The sequence below is a fragment of the Streptomyces sp. NPDC005866 genome (assembly GCF_040629895.1).
In the GTDB taxonomy this organism is placed as follows: Bacteria; Actinomycetota; Actinomycetes; order Streptomycetales; family Streptomycetaceae; genus Streptomyces.
The window spans coordinates 38,177-53,433 of record NZ_JBEXWP010000019.1 but is presented as its reverse complement, the minus strand read 5'-3'; the positions used below and the strand labels follow the sequence as shown (position 1 = coordinate 53,433).

Here is a 15,257-nt window from a genome sequence, read left to right as displayed (position 1 = left end):
GAGAACCCCGTGCACAACCCGTTCACCCCGGTCGCCTCCCTGCCCGTGGACACGCGCACCGCCCGTGTCCACGAGGAGGGCTGGCAGTCCTGGTCGCCGAGCGGCTCCTACGCCCTCGGCGCGGCCCCGCACCGCCCCACGAACCACAACTGGGCGACCGTGTGTTACCGCCCCGGCCGCGGTGTGCCCGCCGGGGCCTTCCAGGGCGAGGGCCTGCTGGCGCTCGACCCGGGCGACGGCTCCCCGGTCCGGCTCTGGGCGGCGACGGATCCGCTGCACGAGGTGCCGTCGGTCCGGCTTTCGGTGGATACCGGAGTCGCGTCGGTCGAGGCCGACGGCCCGGTCAAGGAGTGGACCGGCGCGGACATCCAGTCCGTGCTGGCCGACTGGGCCGGCTCCCTGGCCCTGCCCACGCCCCGCCCGGCGCCCACCGTCTGGTGCTCCTGGTACGAGTACTTCACGGCCGTCACCGAGGACGACATCCACGAGAACCTGCGCGCCATGGACACCCTCGACCTGCCGATCGACGTGGTGCAGATCGACGACGGCTACCAGAGCGCCCTGGGCGACTGGCTGAACCTCTCCGGCCGCTTCCGCTCCCGGCGGGGCATCGCGGACGCCATCCGCGCCCGGGGCCGCCGGGCGGGCATCTGGACGGCGCCCTTCCTGGTCGACCCGGCGAGCGCCCTCGCAGAGACGTACCCGGACTGGCTGGTCCGCGACCCCGACTGCAACCCGCTGCACGCGGGCCGCAACTGGGGTCACGACCTGTACGTCCTGGACACCACCCACCCCGGCGCCGCGGCCTACCTCACCGACGTCTTCGCGACACTGCGCGCCGAGGGCTACGACTACTTCAAGGTCGACTTCCTCTACGCGGGCGCCCTGGACGGCGTACGCCACTCGGGCGCGGACGCGCTGACGGCTTACCGGCTCGGCATCGCCCTGATCCGCGAGGCGATCGGCGCGGACGCCTATCTGCTGGGCTGCGGTGCGCCGGTCCTCCCCTCCGTCGGCCTGTTCGACGCGATGCGGGTCAGCCCCGACACGGCCCCCCACCGCCGTCCCGCGGCCGGTGACTACAGCCAACCCGGCCAGGACCCGGCCGAGTTCACTGGCGTCGGCCGCCAGTGGCAGCACGGCCGGCTCTGGATCAACGACCCCGACTGCCTGATGGCCCGCCCTGCCGTGGAGACCCGCGCGCGGTGGGCGGCTCATGTGGAGAGCGTCGGCGGTCTGGTCGCCTCCAGCGACCGGCTGCTCTCCCTCGACCCGTGGGGCGTGGAGACGACCCGCCGCCTTCTCACCGGAGCAACCGGAGTAAACCGATGACCGACCGCACCCTCTCCGTCCCGGGCATCGCCTACGGCGGCGACTACAACCCCGAACAGTGGCCCGAGGAGGTGTGGGCCGAGGACGTCCGTCTGATGCGCGAGGCGGGCGTCAACATGGTCAGCGTCGGCATCTTCTCGTGGGCGCTGATGGAGCCGTCCGAGGGTGTCTACGACTTCTCACGCATGGACAGGATCCTCGATCTCCTCCACGCGAACGGCATCGCCGCCGACCTCGCCACCCCCACGGCCGCCCCGCCGGCCTGGTTCTTCCGCGCCCACCCGGAGGCGCTCCCGGAGGACCACGACGGCCGCACCCTGTCGTACGGCAGCCGCCAGACGTTCTGCCCGAGCAGCCCCGCCTACCGCGAGGCCGCGCTCAGGATCGCGGGCGCGCTCGCCGAGCGGTACGCGAGCCACCCGGCCGTGAAGATGTGGCACGTCCACAACGAGTACGGCTGCCACAACGCGGCCTGCTACTGCGACACCAGTGCGGCCGCGTTTCGCGTCTGGCTGCGGGCCCGGTACGGCGACGACCTGGCCGCCCTCAACCACGCCTGGGGCACCGCCTTCTGGAGCCAGTGGTACTACGACTGGGACGAGATCCTGCCGCCCCGTGCGACCGGTGCCGTACCCAACCCGACGCACCAGCTGGACTGGCGGCGCTTCTGTTCGGACGAGTTGCTGTCGCTGTACAAGGCGGAGCGTGACGTGCTCCGGGAGGCGGCCCCCTCGATCCCCGCCACCACCAACTTCATGGTGATGCACAACTTCGACGCCCTCGACTACTGGCGCTGGGCACCGGAGCTGGACGTGGTGGCCAACGACCACTATCTGATGTCCGCCGATCCCGAGTCGGAGATCGACATCGCCCTGAGCGGTGACGTGATGCGTTCGCTGGCGGGCGGGCCGTGGCTGCTGATGGAGCACTCGACGGGCGCGGTGAACTGGCAGCCCGTCAACCGGGCGAAGAATCCAGGGGAGTTGCGCCGCAACGCACTCGCTCATGTGGCGCACGGCGCGGACGGCATCTGCTACTTCCAGTGGCGGGCGGCGAAGGCCGGCGCCGAGCAGTGGCACTCGGCGATGCTGCCCCATGCGGGCACCGACAGCCAGATCTGGCGCGACGTGGTGCGACTGGGTGCGGATCTGCGGGCGCTGGCCGAGGTGCGGGGCAGCACCGGCACCGCCGAGGTGGCCGTCGTCTGGGACTGGGACGCCCGCTGGGCGGTGGAGCTGCCGTCCCAGCCGAGCGGCGAGCTGCGCTACCTGGACGTCGTCCGGTCCTGGTACGAGCCGCTGTGGCGGGCGGGTGTGGCCGTGGACTTCGTCCGGCCGGACGCGGATCTGTCGGCGTACAAGGTGGTACTGGCCCCGACCCTGTACCTCGTGGACGACGCGGGCGCCGCGAACCTGACGGCCTTCGCGGAGGGCGGCGGCACGCTCGCCGTCGGCTTCCAAAGCGGCGCGGTGGACGAGAACTGCCATGTGCGGCTGGGTGGTTACCCGGGTGCGTTCCGGGAGGCCCTGGGCGTGCGCACGGACGAGCTGTTCCCGTTGCTGCCGGATCAGCGGGTGCAGCTGAGCGACGGCGGCTCCGGGGCGCTGTGGTCGGAGCGGGTGCGGCTGGAGGGAGCGAGCGCCGTCGCGTCGTACGCCGACGGGGTGTTGGCCGGGGTGCCGGCGGTGACACGGCACGGGTACGGCTCGGGCACGGCTTGGTATGTGGCGACGCTGCCGGATGCGCAGACGCTGGCGGGGCTGCTGGAGCGGATCCGGGCGGAGGCCGGTGTGGCGGCGGGACGGACTGCTCCGGCCGGTGTCGAGGTGGTGGTGCGGCGGGGTGATGATGCGGACTACGTGTTCGTGATCGACCATGCCGGGAAGGGGGCCGAGGTTCCGGTGACCCCCGGAGCCGTGGAGTTGCTGTCCGGGAAGGCGGTCGACGGGCCGGTTGTCGTGGCGCCGGGCGAGATCGCGGTCGTACGGGAGCCGCGGCGGCGCGCGTAGCGCGGTCACCGTCAACTGGACGCGAACGGGCCCTCCAGCGCTGCCCACTGGAGCAGCATGATGGTCTTCGCGTCGGCGATCTCGCCGGTGCGGATCATCTGCAGGGCCCGGCGGAAGGGGAGTTCGAGGATCTCGATGTCCTCGCCCTCCTCCTCCAGGCCGCCGCCCTCGTGGGTGCGGGTGGAGGGGCCGTAGGCGGCCGCGTAGAAGGAGATCCGTTCGGTCACCGAGCCGGAGCTCATATAGACGTCGAAGACGTGCTGGACGTCGCCGACCGTGTGGCCGGCCTCTTCGACGGCCTCCCGGCGGACCGCGTGCTCCGGGTGCTCGTCCTCGGCGTCCAGGAGGCCCGCCGGGGTCTCGATCAGCATGCCGTCGGAGTGGCCGTTGACGTACACAGGGAACCGGAACTGGCGGTGAGCAGGACGGTTTCGCGTGCGGCGTCGTAGAGGAGGAGGGTGGCGCCGTTGCCGCGGTCGTGGGTCTCGCGTTCCCTCGCTGTGTCAGGTGCCGTCGGCGTGCTGGTAGTCGAAGGTGGTGGCCTGCTCGACATACCAGTGGCTGGACAGCAGTTTGACCTCGCGGACCTTCACGCGCGGGTTGCCGGTCAGGTCCAGGCCCGTGCGGTCGAGTCCGGTGCGGCCCCGGCAGTCGGGGGTCCGGCCCCGGCGGTCATCGGGCGCCGGCCGGGCGGACGGGGGGCGTTCAGGTCACTCATGATCACCTGTCTACCACCCGCCCGTGTCCGGCAGGCGTCTCGCCAGTGCCTGTTGCGGCACTAGTGCACTTCGGCCCGCGCCGGCCCCTCGTCGAGGAAGCCGCCCGACTGGTGCTCCCACAGCTTGGCGTAGGCGCCTTCGGCGGCGAGCAGTTCGTGGTGCGAGCCCTGCTCGACGATCCGGCCGCGGTCGAGGACCACGAGCCGGTCCATGGAGGCGACCGTGCTCAGCCGGTGCGCCACCACCAGGGCTGTGCGACCCTCCATGAGCCGCCACAGCGCCTCCTGGACGAGCATCTCGCTCTCGGAGTCCAGCGCGCTGGTCGCCTCGTCCAGGAGCAGGATCGGGGCGTCCCGCAGGATCGCCCGGGCGAGGGCGACCCGCTGGCGCTGGCCGCCGGAGAGCTTGATGCCACGCTCGCCGACCATCGTGGCGAAGCCGTGCGGCAGCGCGTCGGCGAACTCCGTGACGTGGGCCGCCTCGGCGGCGAGCCGGATCTCGGCGTCGGTGGCGTCCGGCCGGGCGAAGGCGATGTTGTCCCGCAGGGTGCGGTGGAACATCGCCGGGTCCTGCGGCACATAGGCGATCTGGCTGCGCAGGTCGGACTGGCGCAGCCGGCTGATGTCCTGGCCGCCGATCGTGATCCGTCCGGCGTCGATGTCGGTCATCCGCAGCAGCAGCCGGGTGAGCGTGGTCTTGCCGCCACCCGACCGGCCGACGAACCCGAACTTGGAACCGCTGGGCACGTCCAGCTCAAGCCCTTCGAACAGCGGTTTGGCGCCCGAGTGGGTGAAGGAGACCTTCTCGAAGCGGACGTCGGCGGCCCGGGGCGCGAGGGGTTCCGGGGTCACCGGGTCGAGCACGGTCGGCGGTTCCAGGAGCAGTTCGGTGAACTGGGCCGCCTCCGTCATGGAGCTCTCGATGCGCCGGTAGATCTGGTTGAACTCGAACATGATCCGGGTCGCGTTGGTGTAGTAGGTGAAGGCGACCACGACCGCCTCCACACTGTGCCCGCCGCCGGCCAGCGCCACCGCGAGCAGCAGACCCAGCGCGTTGGTCGCGACGGACATCGGCGCGACGAACGTGTCGATGCGCAGGTTGCCGTAGTCCCAGGAGCGCAGGGTGCGCCGCCTGGACTCGGCCACCCGGGACCGGTGTTCGGCGGCCTCCCGCCCCTCGGCGGCGAACGCCCGGACCGTGTCCATGTTCATCAGGCTGTCGGCGACATGCCCCGACACCCGGGCGATCGCCTCCTCACGCTGGTCGACCAGCCGCTGCCGGCGGCGGATCAGCGGCAGCACGCACACCGCCGTCACCGCGATCATCGCCAGGAGCGCGACGACGAGCAGCGGCTGGTAGCGCCACAGCACCACCGACCCGAACGCCAGCGGCACGAAGCTGCCCACGATGTTGAAGGTGAGCGTGTCGCCGAACTCCTCGAAGCGGGTGGCGAAGCTCAGCACCCGCTTGGTGAGCGAGCCCGCGAAGTTGTCGTGGAAGAACGCGGCGTCCTTCGCGAACAGTTCGTCCATGCCGACGACGTACAGCTGTTCGATACCGAGGGCGTCCAGGCGGTTCAGGGCGTGCAGACCGAACCTCCATAGCGTCTCCGCCAGCAGCAGGACACCGGCGAAGCCGAGGACGTACGGCAGTGTGGCACCGAGGCCGAGACCGTGGCCGTCGGCGATCCGGCCGACCAGCTTGGCCACGACCAGCGGTGCCAGGTAGTTGATTCCGATGTTGCCGAGTGCCGGCAGCAGCATCGCGGGCAGCGTGAGCCACTTGAGCCGGGCCAGTTCCCGTCCGTAGTAACGAAGCGCGAGCAGTACCGCGCCCTTGCGCGGTCCGGTCGCCGGTAAATCGACTGAGGATGTCATCTCGACCCTGTGTAGTCGTCGCACGGCATGCCGAGTCGGCCGCCGCATGTCCGCGGTGGCCCGGAATCGGCAGGTCAGGAAAGGGAAGTGTGACGCGACGGCGGTCTCGGAGTCCATGTGTTTTCCGGACGGCGGCTACTGTGCGAACACACGGTCGACCGGGGGCCGTATCCGGATGCTCCGGTTGTCGACGTCCGGGAGGGGCGCCGCCGCTGCGCTGGGCGACGACAGCGCCGACAGGTTCGCCGCGACGGCCGGTGCCTAGTCGCCCGCGGCACCCCGGTCCTCGTACCGCTCCCAGTCCGCGTCCGCGAGGCCGAGGAGCCGCTCGATCTCCGCCGCGTCGGGCAACGGGCCGTGATCCCCCGTCACCTTGAGCGCGGAGACCGCGGTGATGTGGCCGAGCCGCAGGGCCATAGCCGTCGTCTCGCCGCGCAGCAGCCCGGCCAGGAAGCCGGCCGCGAACGCGTCGCCCGCCCCGACGGGTTCCGTCACCGTCGTACGCAGCGCGGGTACCGTGCAGGCGCCGTTCGCGGTGACGGCCGTAGCGGCCCGGGCGCCGTCCTTGACGACGAGGATCCGCGGACCGGGCAACAGGTCGCGCAGGCCGGTGACGGTCAGGTCATCGCCCCACAGCTGCTGTGCCTCGTCGAGGCCCACGAGCACGATGTCGGCCCGGTCGGCGAGGGCCCACAGGGCCCCCGGTGCGGTGCCGTCCGGCCACAGGGCGGCGCGGTGGTTGACGTCGAAGCTGATGGCGTACGGCCGTTCGGTGCCGGGCGCGGCGAGGGCGCGGGTCACCAGGTCGCGGCACGACGGGGAGAGGGCGGGGGTGATGCCGGTGAGGTGCAGGAGGGCGGCGGAGCGCAGCGGTTCGCCGTCCAGCAGGCCGGGGCCCAGGGCCGAGGCCGCCGAACCCGTGCGGTAGTAGTGGACACGGGTTCCGGTGGGGCCGGGGTTCTTGACGAGGAGGCCCGTGGGCCGGTGCGGGTCGGTGCGCACATGTGTGACGTCGACCCCGGCGGCGGCGACCGCCGCGCGCACCCGGTGTCCCAGCGGATCGTCGCCGACGGCCGAGAGCCAGACGGCCGGGATGCCGTGGTCCGCGAGGTACATGGCCACGTTGGACTCCGCGCCCGCTGTGGACAGACGCAGCCGCTCGGCCTCCGCCAGCGGGCAGGGCGGGTCGGGGGCCAGGGCCGCCATGGTCTCGCCGACGCAGACGACGCGTCCCGGCGCCGGCCGCCAGGGAGCCGTCATGCCCGTCCGTCCTCCTCTACGGCGGCAAGGAACTCCCGGGCCCGGTCGCGCAGGTCGGCGATGCCGCCGCCGTCGGCCGCGTCGCCGACCAGGGGTGAGCCGACGCCGACGGCGGTCGCCCCGGCGGCCAGGTAGGCCCGGGCGGCGGCGACGTCGACACCGCCCACCGGGACGAGCACCGCGTCGGGGAACGGGCCGCGCAACGCCTTCAGATACGCCGCTCCCCCGGCCTCGGCGGCTGGAAAGAGCTTCAGCGCGGCCGCGCCTCGGGCCTGCGCGGCGATGACGTCGGTCGGGGTCAGCACGCCCGCCAGGACCGGCATGCCGAGCTGCAGCGCGGTGTCGACGCCGGCGCCGAGGCCGGGGGTGACCGCGAAGGTGGCACCCGCCAGGTGGGCGGCCCGTGCGTCGGCGGCGGTCAGCACCGTGCCGGCGCCCAGCGGCCGGTCGGGCCCCAGCTCCTTGCGGGCCCGGGCGAGGACGGTGAGCGCGTCCGTGCCGCTGAGTGACACCTCGATCAGTTCGATGCCCTCCTCGGCCAGGGTCAGCACGGTGCGCAGGGCGGCGTCCGGGTCGGCACCGCGCACGATGGCGAGCAGACGGCGGGAGGTGAGGGCGGCTCGCAGATCCACGGCAAGGGCTCCTTCTACGGTTCGGGTGTCTCAGGACGGCGTCGGTCGCCGGCTCAGGGGCAGTGGCAGGCGGCGGTCACGGTGAGCCGCCAGCGGACCTCGCCCGATGCGCCGACGCGGGCCGCGTCGTCCGGGCCCGCGTCGGCGAGGTCGAAGACACGGCCGAGCATGGGCTCCACGCCCGTACTGCGGTAGGGCCGGCCGGCCGGGAAGCCGCCGAGGTTGCGCCACAGGGCGACGGACAGCGGCTGCCCCTCCGCCTCGACGGCGAGGGCGAGCCGGTCCCCGCCGTCGTGCACACAGCACCGGCCGCCCGCCACCACGGCCCCGGCAGCCGTCCCGTCGTCCGGTCCGAACCGGTCGAGACGCAGCCCCAGCGGCGTGGGCCAGACGCCTTCCAGCCAGCGGGCGCCGTCCGGCCAGGGACGGCTCACCAGGGGCGCCGCCTCCGGGAACAGCCGGGTCGGCGCTCCGTCCCGAGCCTTCACCACGGCCTCCTCCGAGAGGTCCAGCAGCGCGTGGGCGGCCCAGAGGAAGCGGAAGCCCGGCTCGGCCGTCAGCACGTAGTCGGCCTCGACGCCGTCGGCCGTACCGCTCAGCGTGCGCGTCAGGGCGAAGCGTTCGCAGCGGACGCTCTCGCCGTCCCCCTCCCGGGTCCAGGCCCGGGACCAGGCGTCCCCATGATCGGGGGTGCCGCGCACGGTGGGGACGCACTCCTCCAGTCCCCCCGCGTCCACGAACGCGTCGCCCGGTGCCACGCCGTCGCGTGCGGGGCTGTCGCGCCGCCACAGCCATTCGCGCCCGCCGTGTCGCAGCGAGGTCCAGCGGCCGCCGTGTGCGAGGTCGGTCACGACGTCCGTCACCACTCCGCGAAGGAGCCGTCGGTATGCCGCCACACCGGGTTGCGCCAGCTGTGGCCCGCGCGGTCGGCCGCGCGTACGGCCGTCTCGTCGACGGTGATGCCGAGCCCGGGGGCGTCACCGCGCTGCGCGTGCCCGGCCACGAACCGGAAGGGTTCGGGATCGACGAGGTAGGAGAGGAGGTCGGCGTCCTTGTTGTAGTGGATTCCCCGGCTCTGCTCCTGGATGAGGAAGTTCGGTGTGGCGAAGGCGACTTGGAGGCTCGCGGCCAGCGCGATGGGCCCGAGCGGGCAGTGCGGGGCGAGCTGTGCGCCGTAGGTCTCCGCGAGCGAGGCGATGCGGTGCACCTCGGAGATGCCGCCCGCGTGGGAGAGGTCCGGCTGGGCCACCGCGATGCCGGCGGCGAGGACGGGCAGGAACTCGGCCCGCGAGTACAGGCGTTCACCGGTGGCCAGCGGTACCGGGCTCGCCGTGACCAGCCCTGGCAGCAGGTGGCCCTGCTCGGGGACGACGGGTTCCTCCACGAACAGCGGGTGCAGGGGCGCGAGTTCGGCCAGGACGCGGCGGGCGCTCGCGGCGGTGAAGCGGCCGTGGAAGTCGACGGCGACATCGCGGTCGGGGCCGAGGGCGTCCCGGGCGGCCGTCACCCGGGCTACCACTGCCGCAGTCTCCGACGCCGTGGTGATCGGCGAGGTGGCCCCGGCCGCGTTCATCTTCACGGCGGTGAAGCCCGCCTCCACCTGGGCCGCGACCTGTTCGGTGAGCTGGGCCGGTTCGTCGCCGCCGACCCAGGCGTAGACCCGGACCCGGTCGCGTACCGGACCGCCGAGCAGGGCGTGGACGGGCGCGCCGTAGGTCTTGCCCGCGATGTCCCACAGCGCCTGGTCGAGTCCGGCGACGGCGCTGGACAGGACGGGACCGCCCCGGTAGAAGCCGCCCTTGGTGAGTACCTGCCAGTGGTCCTGGATGCGCAGCGGGTCCTGCCCCACCAGGTACTCGGCGAGGACCTCGATGGCCGCGCGCACGACCTCGGCGCGGCCCTCGACGACGGGTTCCCCCCATCCCACAACCCCGTCGTCGGTCTCGACGCGGCAGAACAGCCAGCGTGGCGGGACGAGGAAGGTCTCTATTCGGTCGATCTTCACTGGCCGCCGCTGCCTTTCGGGTCGTCGTCGGTGCCGTCGAGCCGGGCCAGGTCGCGGCCCGCCTGGTCGAGCAGGGCACGCATGGCACGCTCGGCCGCCTCCGGGTCGCCGTCGCGGACGGCGTCCAGGACGGCGCGGTGGGCGGGGACGGGGGGCTCGCTGTGCGGGGAGCTGTGCACGATGCGGTCGCGGTGGGCCAGCCCCGACTCGATCACCATCTCCATGCGTTCGAGGAGTTCGTTGTGGGTGGCGGCCAGCAGGGCGCGGTGGAAGGCGAGGTCGGCGTCCACGGCGTGGCCCGGGTCGGCGGCGTCGTGCCGCCCCATGGTGTCCAGGGCGTCCTCCAGAGCCACGAGGTCGGCCTCGGTGCGGCGCTCGGCGGCGAGCCGGACGGCGGCCGGTTCGATGATCGCCCGGACCTCGGCGAGGTTGTGCAGCAGCGACCGGTCGGCGCCGGCCGTACGGCCGCCCTCGAACTGCCAGCGCAGCACATCGGCGTCGAGCAGGTTCCAGTCCGCGCGGGCCCGCACGAAGGTGCCGCGTTTCTGGCGGGCGTCGACCATGCCCTTGGCGGCGAGCACCTTGAGGGACTCGCGCAGGGCGGTGAGGCTGACGTCGAGTTCGCTCTGCAGCGCCACCAGGTCGAGCGTGGCCCCTTCCGGGATCTCGCCGCCCAGGATGCGGCGCGCCAGGGCCTCCACGGTCTGGCCGTGCACACCGCGGCGGGCGTAGGGCGTCATGTCGTACAGCCTTTCTGTTCACGACGTGGTTCGGCGGTCCTCACACGGAGTCCTTCACGACACTCCAGCCGCCGTCCACGACCAGCCTGGACCCGGTGATGTAGGAGGCTTCGTCGGCGCAGAGGAACGCGATCGCCGCGGCCACCTCCTCGGGCGTGCCGAACCGGCGGACGGCCGTCTGGGCGATGCTGCGCTCCCGCTCCGCGGGCGTCACCCCGTCCCAGGCGCCGGTCAGGATCGGCCCGGGCAACACCGCGTTGACGCGCACCTCGGGCCCGTACTCGACGGCGAGCTGCCCGCACAGGGACAGCAGTGCGCCCTTGGCCGCGGCGTAGGCGGGGTGTCCGGGGATGCCCGCGTGGGCGTGCACCGACGAGGTGAGCGCCACGGCCCCTCGGTGGGCGCGCAGGTCGGGCAGGACGGCCTTGAAGCCGAGGAAGCTCGCGGTGAGGTTGACGGCGAGCTGCCGCTGCCAGGACTCGGGCGACAGTTCGTGCGCCGGTGCGACGTCGACGGTGTAGGCGTTGCTGATGAGCACGTCGACCGGGCCGTAGTCGTGGGCGGCGGTGACGATGCGGGCCCAGTCGTCCTCGGCGGCGACGTCTGCGTGCACATACCGGGCGTGGCCGCCGTCCTTGGTGATCCCGTCCACCACCGCCTGCCCGCGTTCGTCCGCGATGTCGACGAGTACGACGGCGGCCTCCTCCCGGGCGAGGCGTTCGGCGGTGGCGGCTCCGATGCCGGAGGCGGCTCCGGTCACCACGGCGGTACGGCCGGTGAAGCGGGCACCGTACCGTCGTACGGACTGGTCCATCGGGCTCCTTAGAGGGTGAGCTGCTGGAAACATATGCGTCCTACCGGCGGGTCAGCACCACCAGGTCCGCATCGTGGTCGGCGCTCCAGGTGAACGGCAGGCCGTAGTGGAGCAGATGGGCTCCGCTGTACGTCGTTCCCATCGCCGTGTCCCGGTAGCGCGCCGCCGGGTCCAGGCCCCGCAGCCGGAGCCGGTCGGGGCGGCCGGGCAGCAGCGGTGCGCCGTCGAGGCGGCCGGTGCCGAGCGCGGCGACGACGGTACGGTCACCGCGGTCGTACTGCACGCCGCAGGTGGTGTCGTCCGGGGTGCCGAGCAGCCGGGCCTCGCCGTGGTGGACTACGTCCCGGACCTCCTTGTAGCGGGCGATCCAGCGGGCGGCCTCGGCCCGCTGCCCGGGTGTCCAGGCGCGCAGGTCGGCGCCGACCCCCAGGACCCCGCACATCGCGTTGACGAAGCGGAAGGCGAGGCTGCGCGGCCGCGGGTCGAGGATTCCGGGGGCGTCGGTGACCCAGGAGCTCATCAGGTGCGGGGCGTGCGCGTGCAGAAAGCCGTGCTGGATGCGCAGCCGGTCCAGGGGCGCGGTGTTGTCGCTGGGCCAGACGACGTCGGTGCGGGCGAGGGTGGCGTGCTCGATCCGCCCACCGCCGCCGGCGCAGCCCTCGACGGTGACGTCCGGGTGGGCGGCGCGCAGGTGGTCGAGGACGCGCAGGTATCCGGCGACGTGCTCGGCGTCCAGGTCGGCGGGGCCGGCACCGGGGCGGCCGCGCTCGGTGGGCGGGCGGTTCATGTCCCACTTCAGATAGCCGATGTCGTAGTCGCCGAGCAGCCGGTCGAGGGTGCCGATGACGAACTCCTGGACGTCGGCCCGGCCCAGGTCGAGGAGCAGCTGGTTGCGGACCAGACGGGAGGGGCGGCCGTCGATGCGGTAGACCCACTCGGGGTGTTCGGCGTGGAGCCGGCTGCCGGGGCTGACCGCCTCCGGCTCGACCCACAGCCCGAAGTCCAGGCCGAGGGCGCGGACCTCCCGCACGAACCGGTCGAAGCCCTGCGGGAACGCCTCCGGGTCCGGATACCAGTCGCCCAGTCCCCCGGTGTCGTCGGTACGGCCGGTGAACCAGCCGTCGTCCACGACGAACAGCTCGGCCCCGATGTCCGCGGCGGCCTTCGCCAGCTCCAGCTGCCCGGCCGCGTCGACGTGGAAGCCGGTGGCCTCCCAGGAGTTGTAGAGCACCTTGCGGGGGCGGTGCAGCCGGTCGGGGGTGAGGTGGCGCTCGTAGCGGTGCCAGACCCGGGACAGGCCGTCGAGTCCGTCCGGGCTGAACGCGCAGGCGAGACGGGGGGTCGTGAGGGTCTCCCCCGGGGCCAGGTGGACGGCGCCCTCGTGCGGGACCCGTCCGGCGCGGACCCTTACGGCGCCGCCGGGTTCGGCCTCGGCCGTGATGTGCCAGTTGCCGGGCCATGCGAGGGCGATGCCGTACGTCGCGTCCTCACTCTGCACGGCCAGCCAGGGCGCGTACGCGTGTCCGGGGGCGCCCTGGAGGCTGCCGATGCTGAAGGTGCCTCTGCTGAGGTCGAGTTGAGTGAGCTGGAACTCCTGCGACCACTGCCCGCAGAGGTACGTCAGCCTGGCCGCGCCGGCCACCGGGATGTTCACGGCGGCCGAGTCGAGCCGCTCCAGGCGGAGTTCCCCGGTGGCGGTGAACTCGGCCCAGCGGAGGATCACATCGGTGCCCGGCACGGTCTCGTAGCAGAGGACCGTCCGCAGTCCGGTCGTCTCGTCCGTGAAGGCGAGCCGCAGCACGCCCTGCGCCTCCTCCGCGCCGTCGAACTCCCACCACACGCCCCGCCCCGCGCCGGCCACCAGCTCGGATCCGGTGAACGGCCGCAGCCCGTACGGCAGGTACTCGGCCGGGGCCGCGTCGGCGGGCGTGATGAAGTGGGTGCGGTGGGACCAGTCGAGGGCGGACGGGCCGTCCTCGACGCCGAGCGGGCCCCAGGCGTCGAGCTCGGCCCACGGGCCGTCCGGGGAGAGACGGACGGTGTAGGAGGCGTTCTCCGTGCGCAAGGTCCAGCGCCTGTACGTCACTTGACCGCTCCCAGGTTGAGTCCGGCCACGAAGTGCCGCTGGAAGCGCAGGAACACGGCGACCGTCGGCGCGGCGGCGATGACCGAACCGGCGGCGATCACGTTCCACATCGACACGTACTGGCCCTGGAGTCCGATGAGGGCGGCGGTGATCGGCATCTTGGTGTCGCTGCGCAGGACGGTGATCGCCCAGAGCAGGTCGTTGAAGATCCAGGTGAAGGACAGGGCGCTGAGGGCGGCCAGGGCGGGGCGGGTCAGCGGGAGGATGATCCGCCAGAAGATCTGCCACGGCCCGGCGCCGTCGACGACCGCCGCCTGCTGGATCTCGACCGGGATCGACCGCATGAACCCGTGCAGGACGAAGACGTAGAAGCCGACGCCGAAGCCGATCTGCACGCCGATGAGCGCGGGAAGGGTGTCGTAGAGGCCCAGCAGCTCGCTCAGCTTGGACACCGGGATGAGCAGGATCTGCGGCGGGAGCAGGTTGCCGCCGAGCATGAGCAGCAACAGGGAGCGCCGGAAGGGGAGTTCGTAGCGGCTGAGGGCGAACGCGGCCATCGCGGCGAGGGCGAGGGTCACCAGGACACAGGGGACCGTCACCAGCAGGCTGTTGATCAGGGCGCGCTGCTGGCCGCCGTCGGTCCAGGCCTGCCCGAAGTTGCCGAGGGTGAAGGAGTGCGGCCAACTGCCCAGCCCATGGGCGGCGATGTCGTCGAAGCTGCGCAGGCTGGTGACCAGGACCAGGGCGATCGGCAGCAGCCACAGCACGGACAGCGCACCGGCGCCCAGGTGGAATCCGGCGGTGGCGGCCCGCCTGCGGCGCAGTGCCGTCGAGTCGGCGGACATCAGTCGGCCTCCCGGAACGCGCGGACGAGATAGGAGGCGATGACCCCGAAGGCGAGGACGAAGATGACGACGGCCAGGGCGGAGCCGTAGCCGAGTCGCAGCGACTGGAAGGCGGTCGAGTACATGTAGGTGCTCAGCAGTTCGGACGAGTGGTAGGGGCCGCCGCGGGTGAGCGACCAGACGACGTCGAAGGAGCGCAGCGAGTCGATGACGATGACCGACAGCACGACCGCGTTGACACTGCGCAGTTGGGGCAGTGTCACGTGCCGGAAACGTTGCAGGGCGCCGGCGCCGTCGACCTTGGCGGCTTCGTAGAGCGCCGGGTCGATGCCCTTGAGGCCGGCGAGGTAGAGGACCATGACGTAGCCGATCTGCCGCCACAGCGCGGGCACGATCACCGCGTACAGGGCGGTGTCCTGGTCGGCGAGCCAGGCGTGCCGGAGGCTGCCGAGGCCCACGCCCTGCAACAACTGGTTGAGGACGCCGTCGGGCTGGTAGATCGCCTGCCAGACGAGGGCGGTGGCGACCAGGGAGAAGACCACGGGCAGGAACAGCGCGGCCCGGTAGAAGCCGACTGCGCGCCGCTCCTGCTGGAGCAGCAGCGCGGCGGCCAGGCCCAGCACGGCGGACAGGCCGCCGAAGAGGACCAGCCACAGCACGGTGTGGCCGGCCGCGCTGCGGAACACCTCGTCGTGGGCCATCTCCCGGAAGTTGCCCAGGCCGATGAACCGTGGCGGGGAGACGCCGTCCCACTTGGTGAGGGCGAGGTAGAAGCCCTGCAGGGCGGGCCAGAACACCCACACGGCCTCGGCGAGGAGCGGGACCAGGACGAAGGCGAGGACCAGGGGCGGGGTGCGCCGGGGTCCCCGGGCCGCCCGCCCGCCCTTTACGGGCGGGCGGGCCGGGGATGTCCGGTCGGGTGCGGTCAGGACGGCCAT

The 15,257-nt window shown here is 72.7% G+C and carries 12 protein-coding genes and 1 pseudogene; 2 read left to right on the top strand and 11 right to left on the bottom strand.

Annotation, left to right across the window (positions count from 1 at the left end; genetic code table 11):
- Nucleotides 1-9: 9 nt before the first annotated feature.
- Nucleotides 10-1,332, top strand: coding sequence for a glycoside hydrolase family 36 protein (locus ABZ396_RS26155; RefSeq protein WP_358924420.1), 1,323 nt, complete (start codon nt 10-12; stop codon nt 1,330-1,332).
- Complete coding sequence (locus ABZ396_RS26150; protein WP_358924422.1) at nt 1,329-3,341, top strand: beta-galactosidase; 2,013 nt, start codon at nt 1,329-1,331, stop codon at nt 3,339-3,341. Before ABZ396_RS26155 ends, ABZ396_RS26150 begins: the two co-directional genes overlap by 4 nt.
- 11 nt (nt 3,342-3,352) lie before the next feature.
- Here ABZ396_RS26150 and ABZ396_RS26145 read toward each other — a convergent pair.
- The 11 genes and pseudogenes from ABZ396_RS26145 to ABZ396_RS26095 form a co-directional block, all read right to left on the bottom strand.
- Nucleotides 3,353-3,958: pseudogene (locus tag ABZ396_RS26145) on the bottom strand (NUDIX domain-containing protein).
- Nucleotides 3,959-4,119: 161 nt separating this feature from the next.
- Nucleotides 4,120-5,937, bottom strand: a complete 1,818-nt coding sequence (locus tag ABZ396_RS26140; protein WP_358924423.1) for an ABC transporter ATP-binding protein — start codon at nt 5,935-5,937, stop codon at nt 4,120-4,122.
- 261 nt (nt 5,938-6,198) lie between these two features.
- Entirely contained in the window at nt 6,199-7,197 is a 999-nt protein-coding gene (locus ABZ396_RS26135; protein WP_358924425.1) for a sugar kinase, read from the bottom strand.
- Nucleotides 7,194-7,829 (bottom strand): bifunctional 4-hydroxy-2-oxoglutarate aldolase/2-dehydro-3-deoxy-phosphogluconate aldolase, encoded by a 636-nt coding sequence (locus tag ABZ396_RS26130; RefSeq protein WP_359186056.1) that lies wholly within the window; start codon nt 7,827-7,829, stop codon nt 7,194-7,196. Before ABZ396_RS26130 ends, ABZ396_RS26135 begins: the two co-directional genes overlap by 4 nt.
- Before the next feature lie 53 nt (nt 7,830-7,882).
- A complete protein-coding gene (locus tag ABZ396_RS26125) occupies nt 7,883-8,692 on the bottom strand; it encodes a hypothetical protein (RefSeq protein ID WP_358926538.1) in 810 nt (269 codons plus the stop codon).
- The gene (gene dgoD, locus ABZ396_RS26120) at nt 8,689-9,834 is read right to left on the bottom strand and encodes a galactonate dehydratase (protein ID WP_358926539.1); all 1,146 of its coding nucleotides are present in this window, start codon (nt 9,832-9,834) and stop codon (nt 8,689-8,691) included. Before dgoD ends, ABZ396_RS26125 begins: the two co-directional genes overlap by 4 nt.
- Nucleotides 9,831-10,574 (bottom strand): FadR/GntR family transcriptional regulator, encoded by a 744-nt coding sequence (locus ABZ396_RS26115; protein WP_358926540.1) that lies wholly within the window; start codon nt 10,572-10,574, stop codon nt 9,831-9,833. The genes dgoD and ABZ396_RS26115 overlap by 4 nt, the downstream gene beginning before the upstream one ends.
- A gap of 40 nt (nt 10,575-10,614) precedes the next feature.
- Nucleotides 10,615-11,388, bottom strand: a complete 774-nt coding sequence (locus ABZ396_RS26110; RefSeq protein ID WP_358926541.1) for an SDR family oxidoreductase — start codon at nt 11,386-11,388, stop codon at nt 10,615-10,617.
- A 40-nt stretch (nt 11,389-11,428) separates the two neighbouring features.
- Complete coding sequence (locus tag ABZ396_RS26105; RefSeq protein WP_358926542.1) at nt 11,429-13,474, bottom strand: alpha-galactosidase; 2,046 nt, start codon at nt 13,472-13,474, stop codon at nt 11,429-11,431.
- Nucleotides 13,471-14,319, bottom strand: a complete 849-nt coding sequence (locus ABZ396_RS26100; RefSeq protein ID WP_358926543.1) for a carbohydrate ABC transporter permease — start codon at nt 14,317-14,319, stop codon at nt 13,471-13,473. The genes ABZ396_RS26105 and ABZ396_RS26100 overlap by 4 nt, the downstream gene beginning before the upstream one ends.
- A complete protein-coding gene (locus tag ABZ396_RS26095; RefSeq protein ID WP_359186049.1) occupies nt 14,319-15,257 on the bottom strand; it encodes a sugar ABC transporter permease in 939 nt (312 codons plus the stop codon). The genes ABZ396_RS26100 and ABZ396_RS26095 overlap by 1 nt, the downstream gene beginning before the upstream one ends.

What these genes read in the sequence shown, in the direction of transcription:
- ABZ396_RS26110 (WP_358926541.1), bottom strand. Translation starts at nt 11,388, where the DNA reads ATGGACCAGTCCGTACGACGGTACGGTGCCCGCTTCACCGGCCGTACC.
- ABZ396_RS26115 (WP_358926540.1), bottom strand. Translation starts at nt 10,574, where the DNA reads ATGACGCCCTACGCCCGCCGCGGTGTGCACGGCCAGACCGTGGAGGCC.
- ABZ396_RS26135 (WP_358924425.1), bottom strand. Translation starts at nt 7,197, where the DNA reads ATGACGGCTCCCTGGCGGCCGGCGCCGGGACGCGTCGTCTGCGTCGGC.
- ABZ396_RS26140 (WP_358924423.1), bottom strand. Translation starts at nt 5,937, where the DNA reads ATGACATCCTCAGTCGATTTACCGGCGACCGGACCGCGCAAGGGCGCG.
- ABZ396_RS26100 (WP_358926543.1), bottom strand. Translation starts at nt 14,319, where the DNA reads ATGTCCGCCGACTCGACGGCACTGCGCCGCAGGCGGGCCGCCACCGCC.
- ABZ396_RS26150 (WP_358924422.1), top strand. Translation starts at nt 1,329, where the DNA reads ATGACCGACCGCACCCTCTCCGTCCCGGGCATCGCCTACGGCGGCGAC.
- ABZ396_RS26095 (WP_359186049.1), bottom strand. Translation starts at nt 15,257, where the DNA reads ATGGCCGTCCTGACCGCACCCGACCGGACATCCCCGGCCCGCCCGCCC.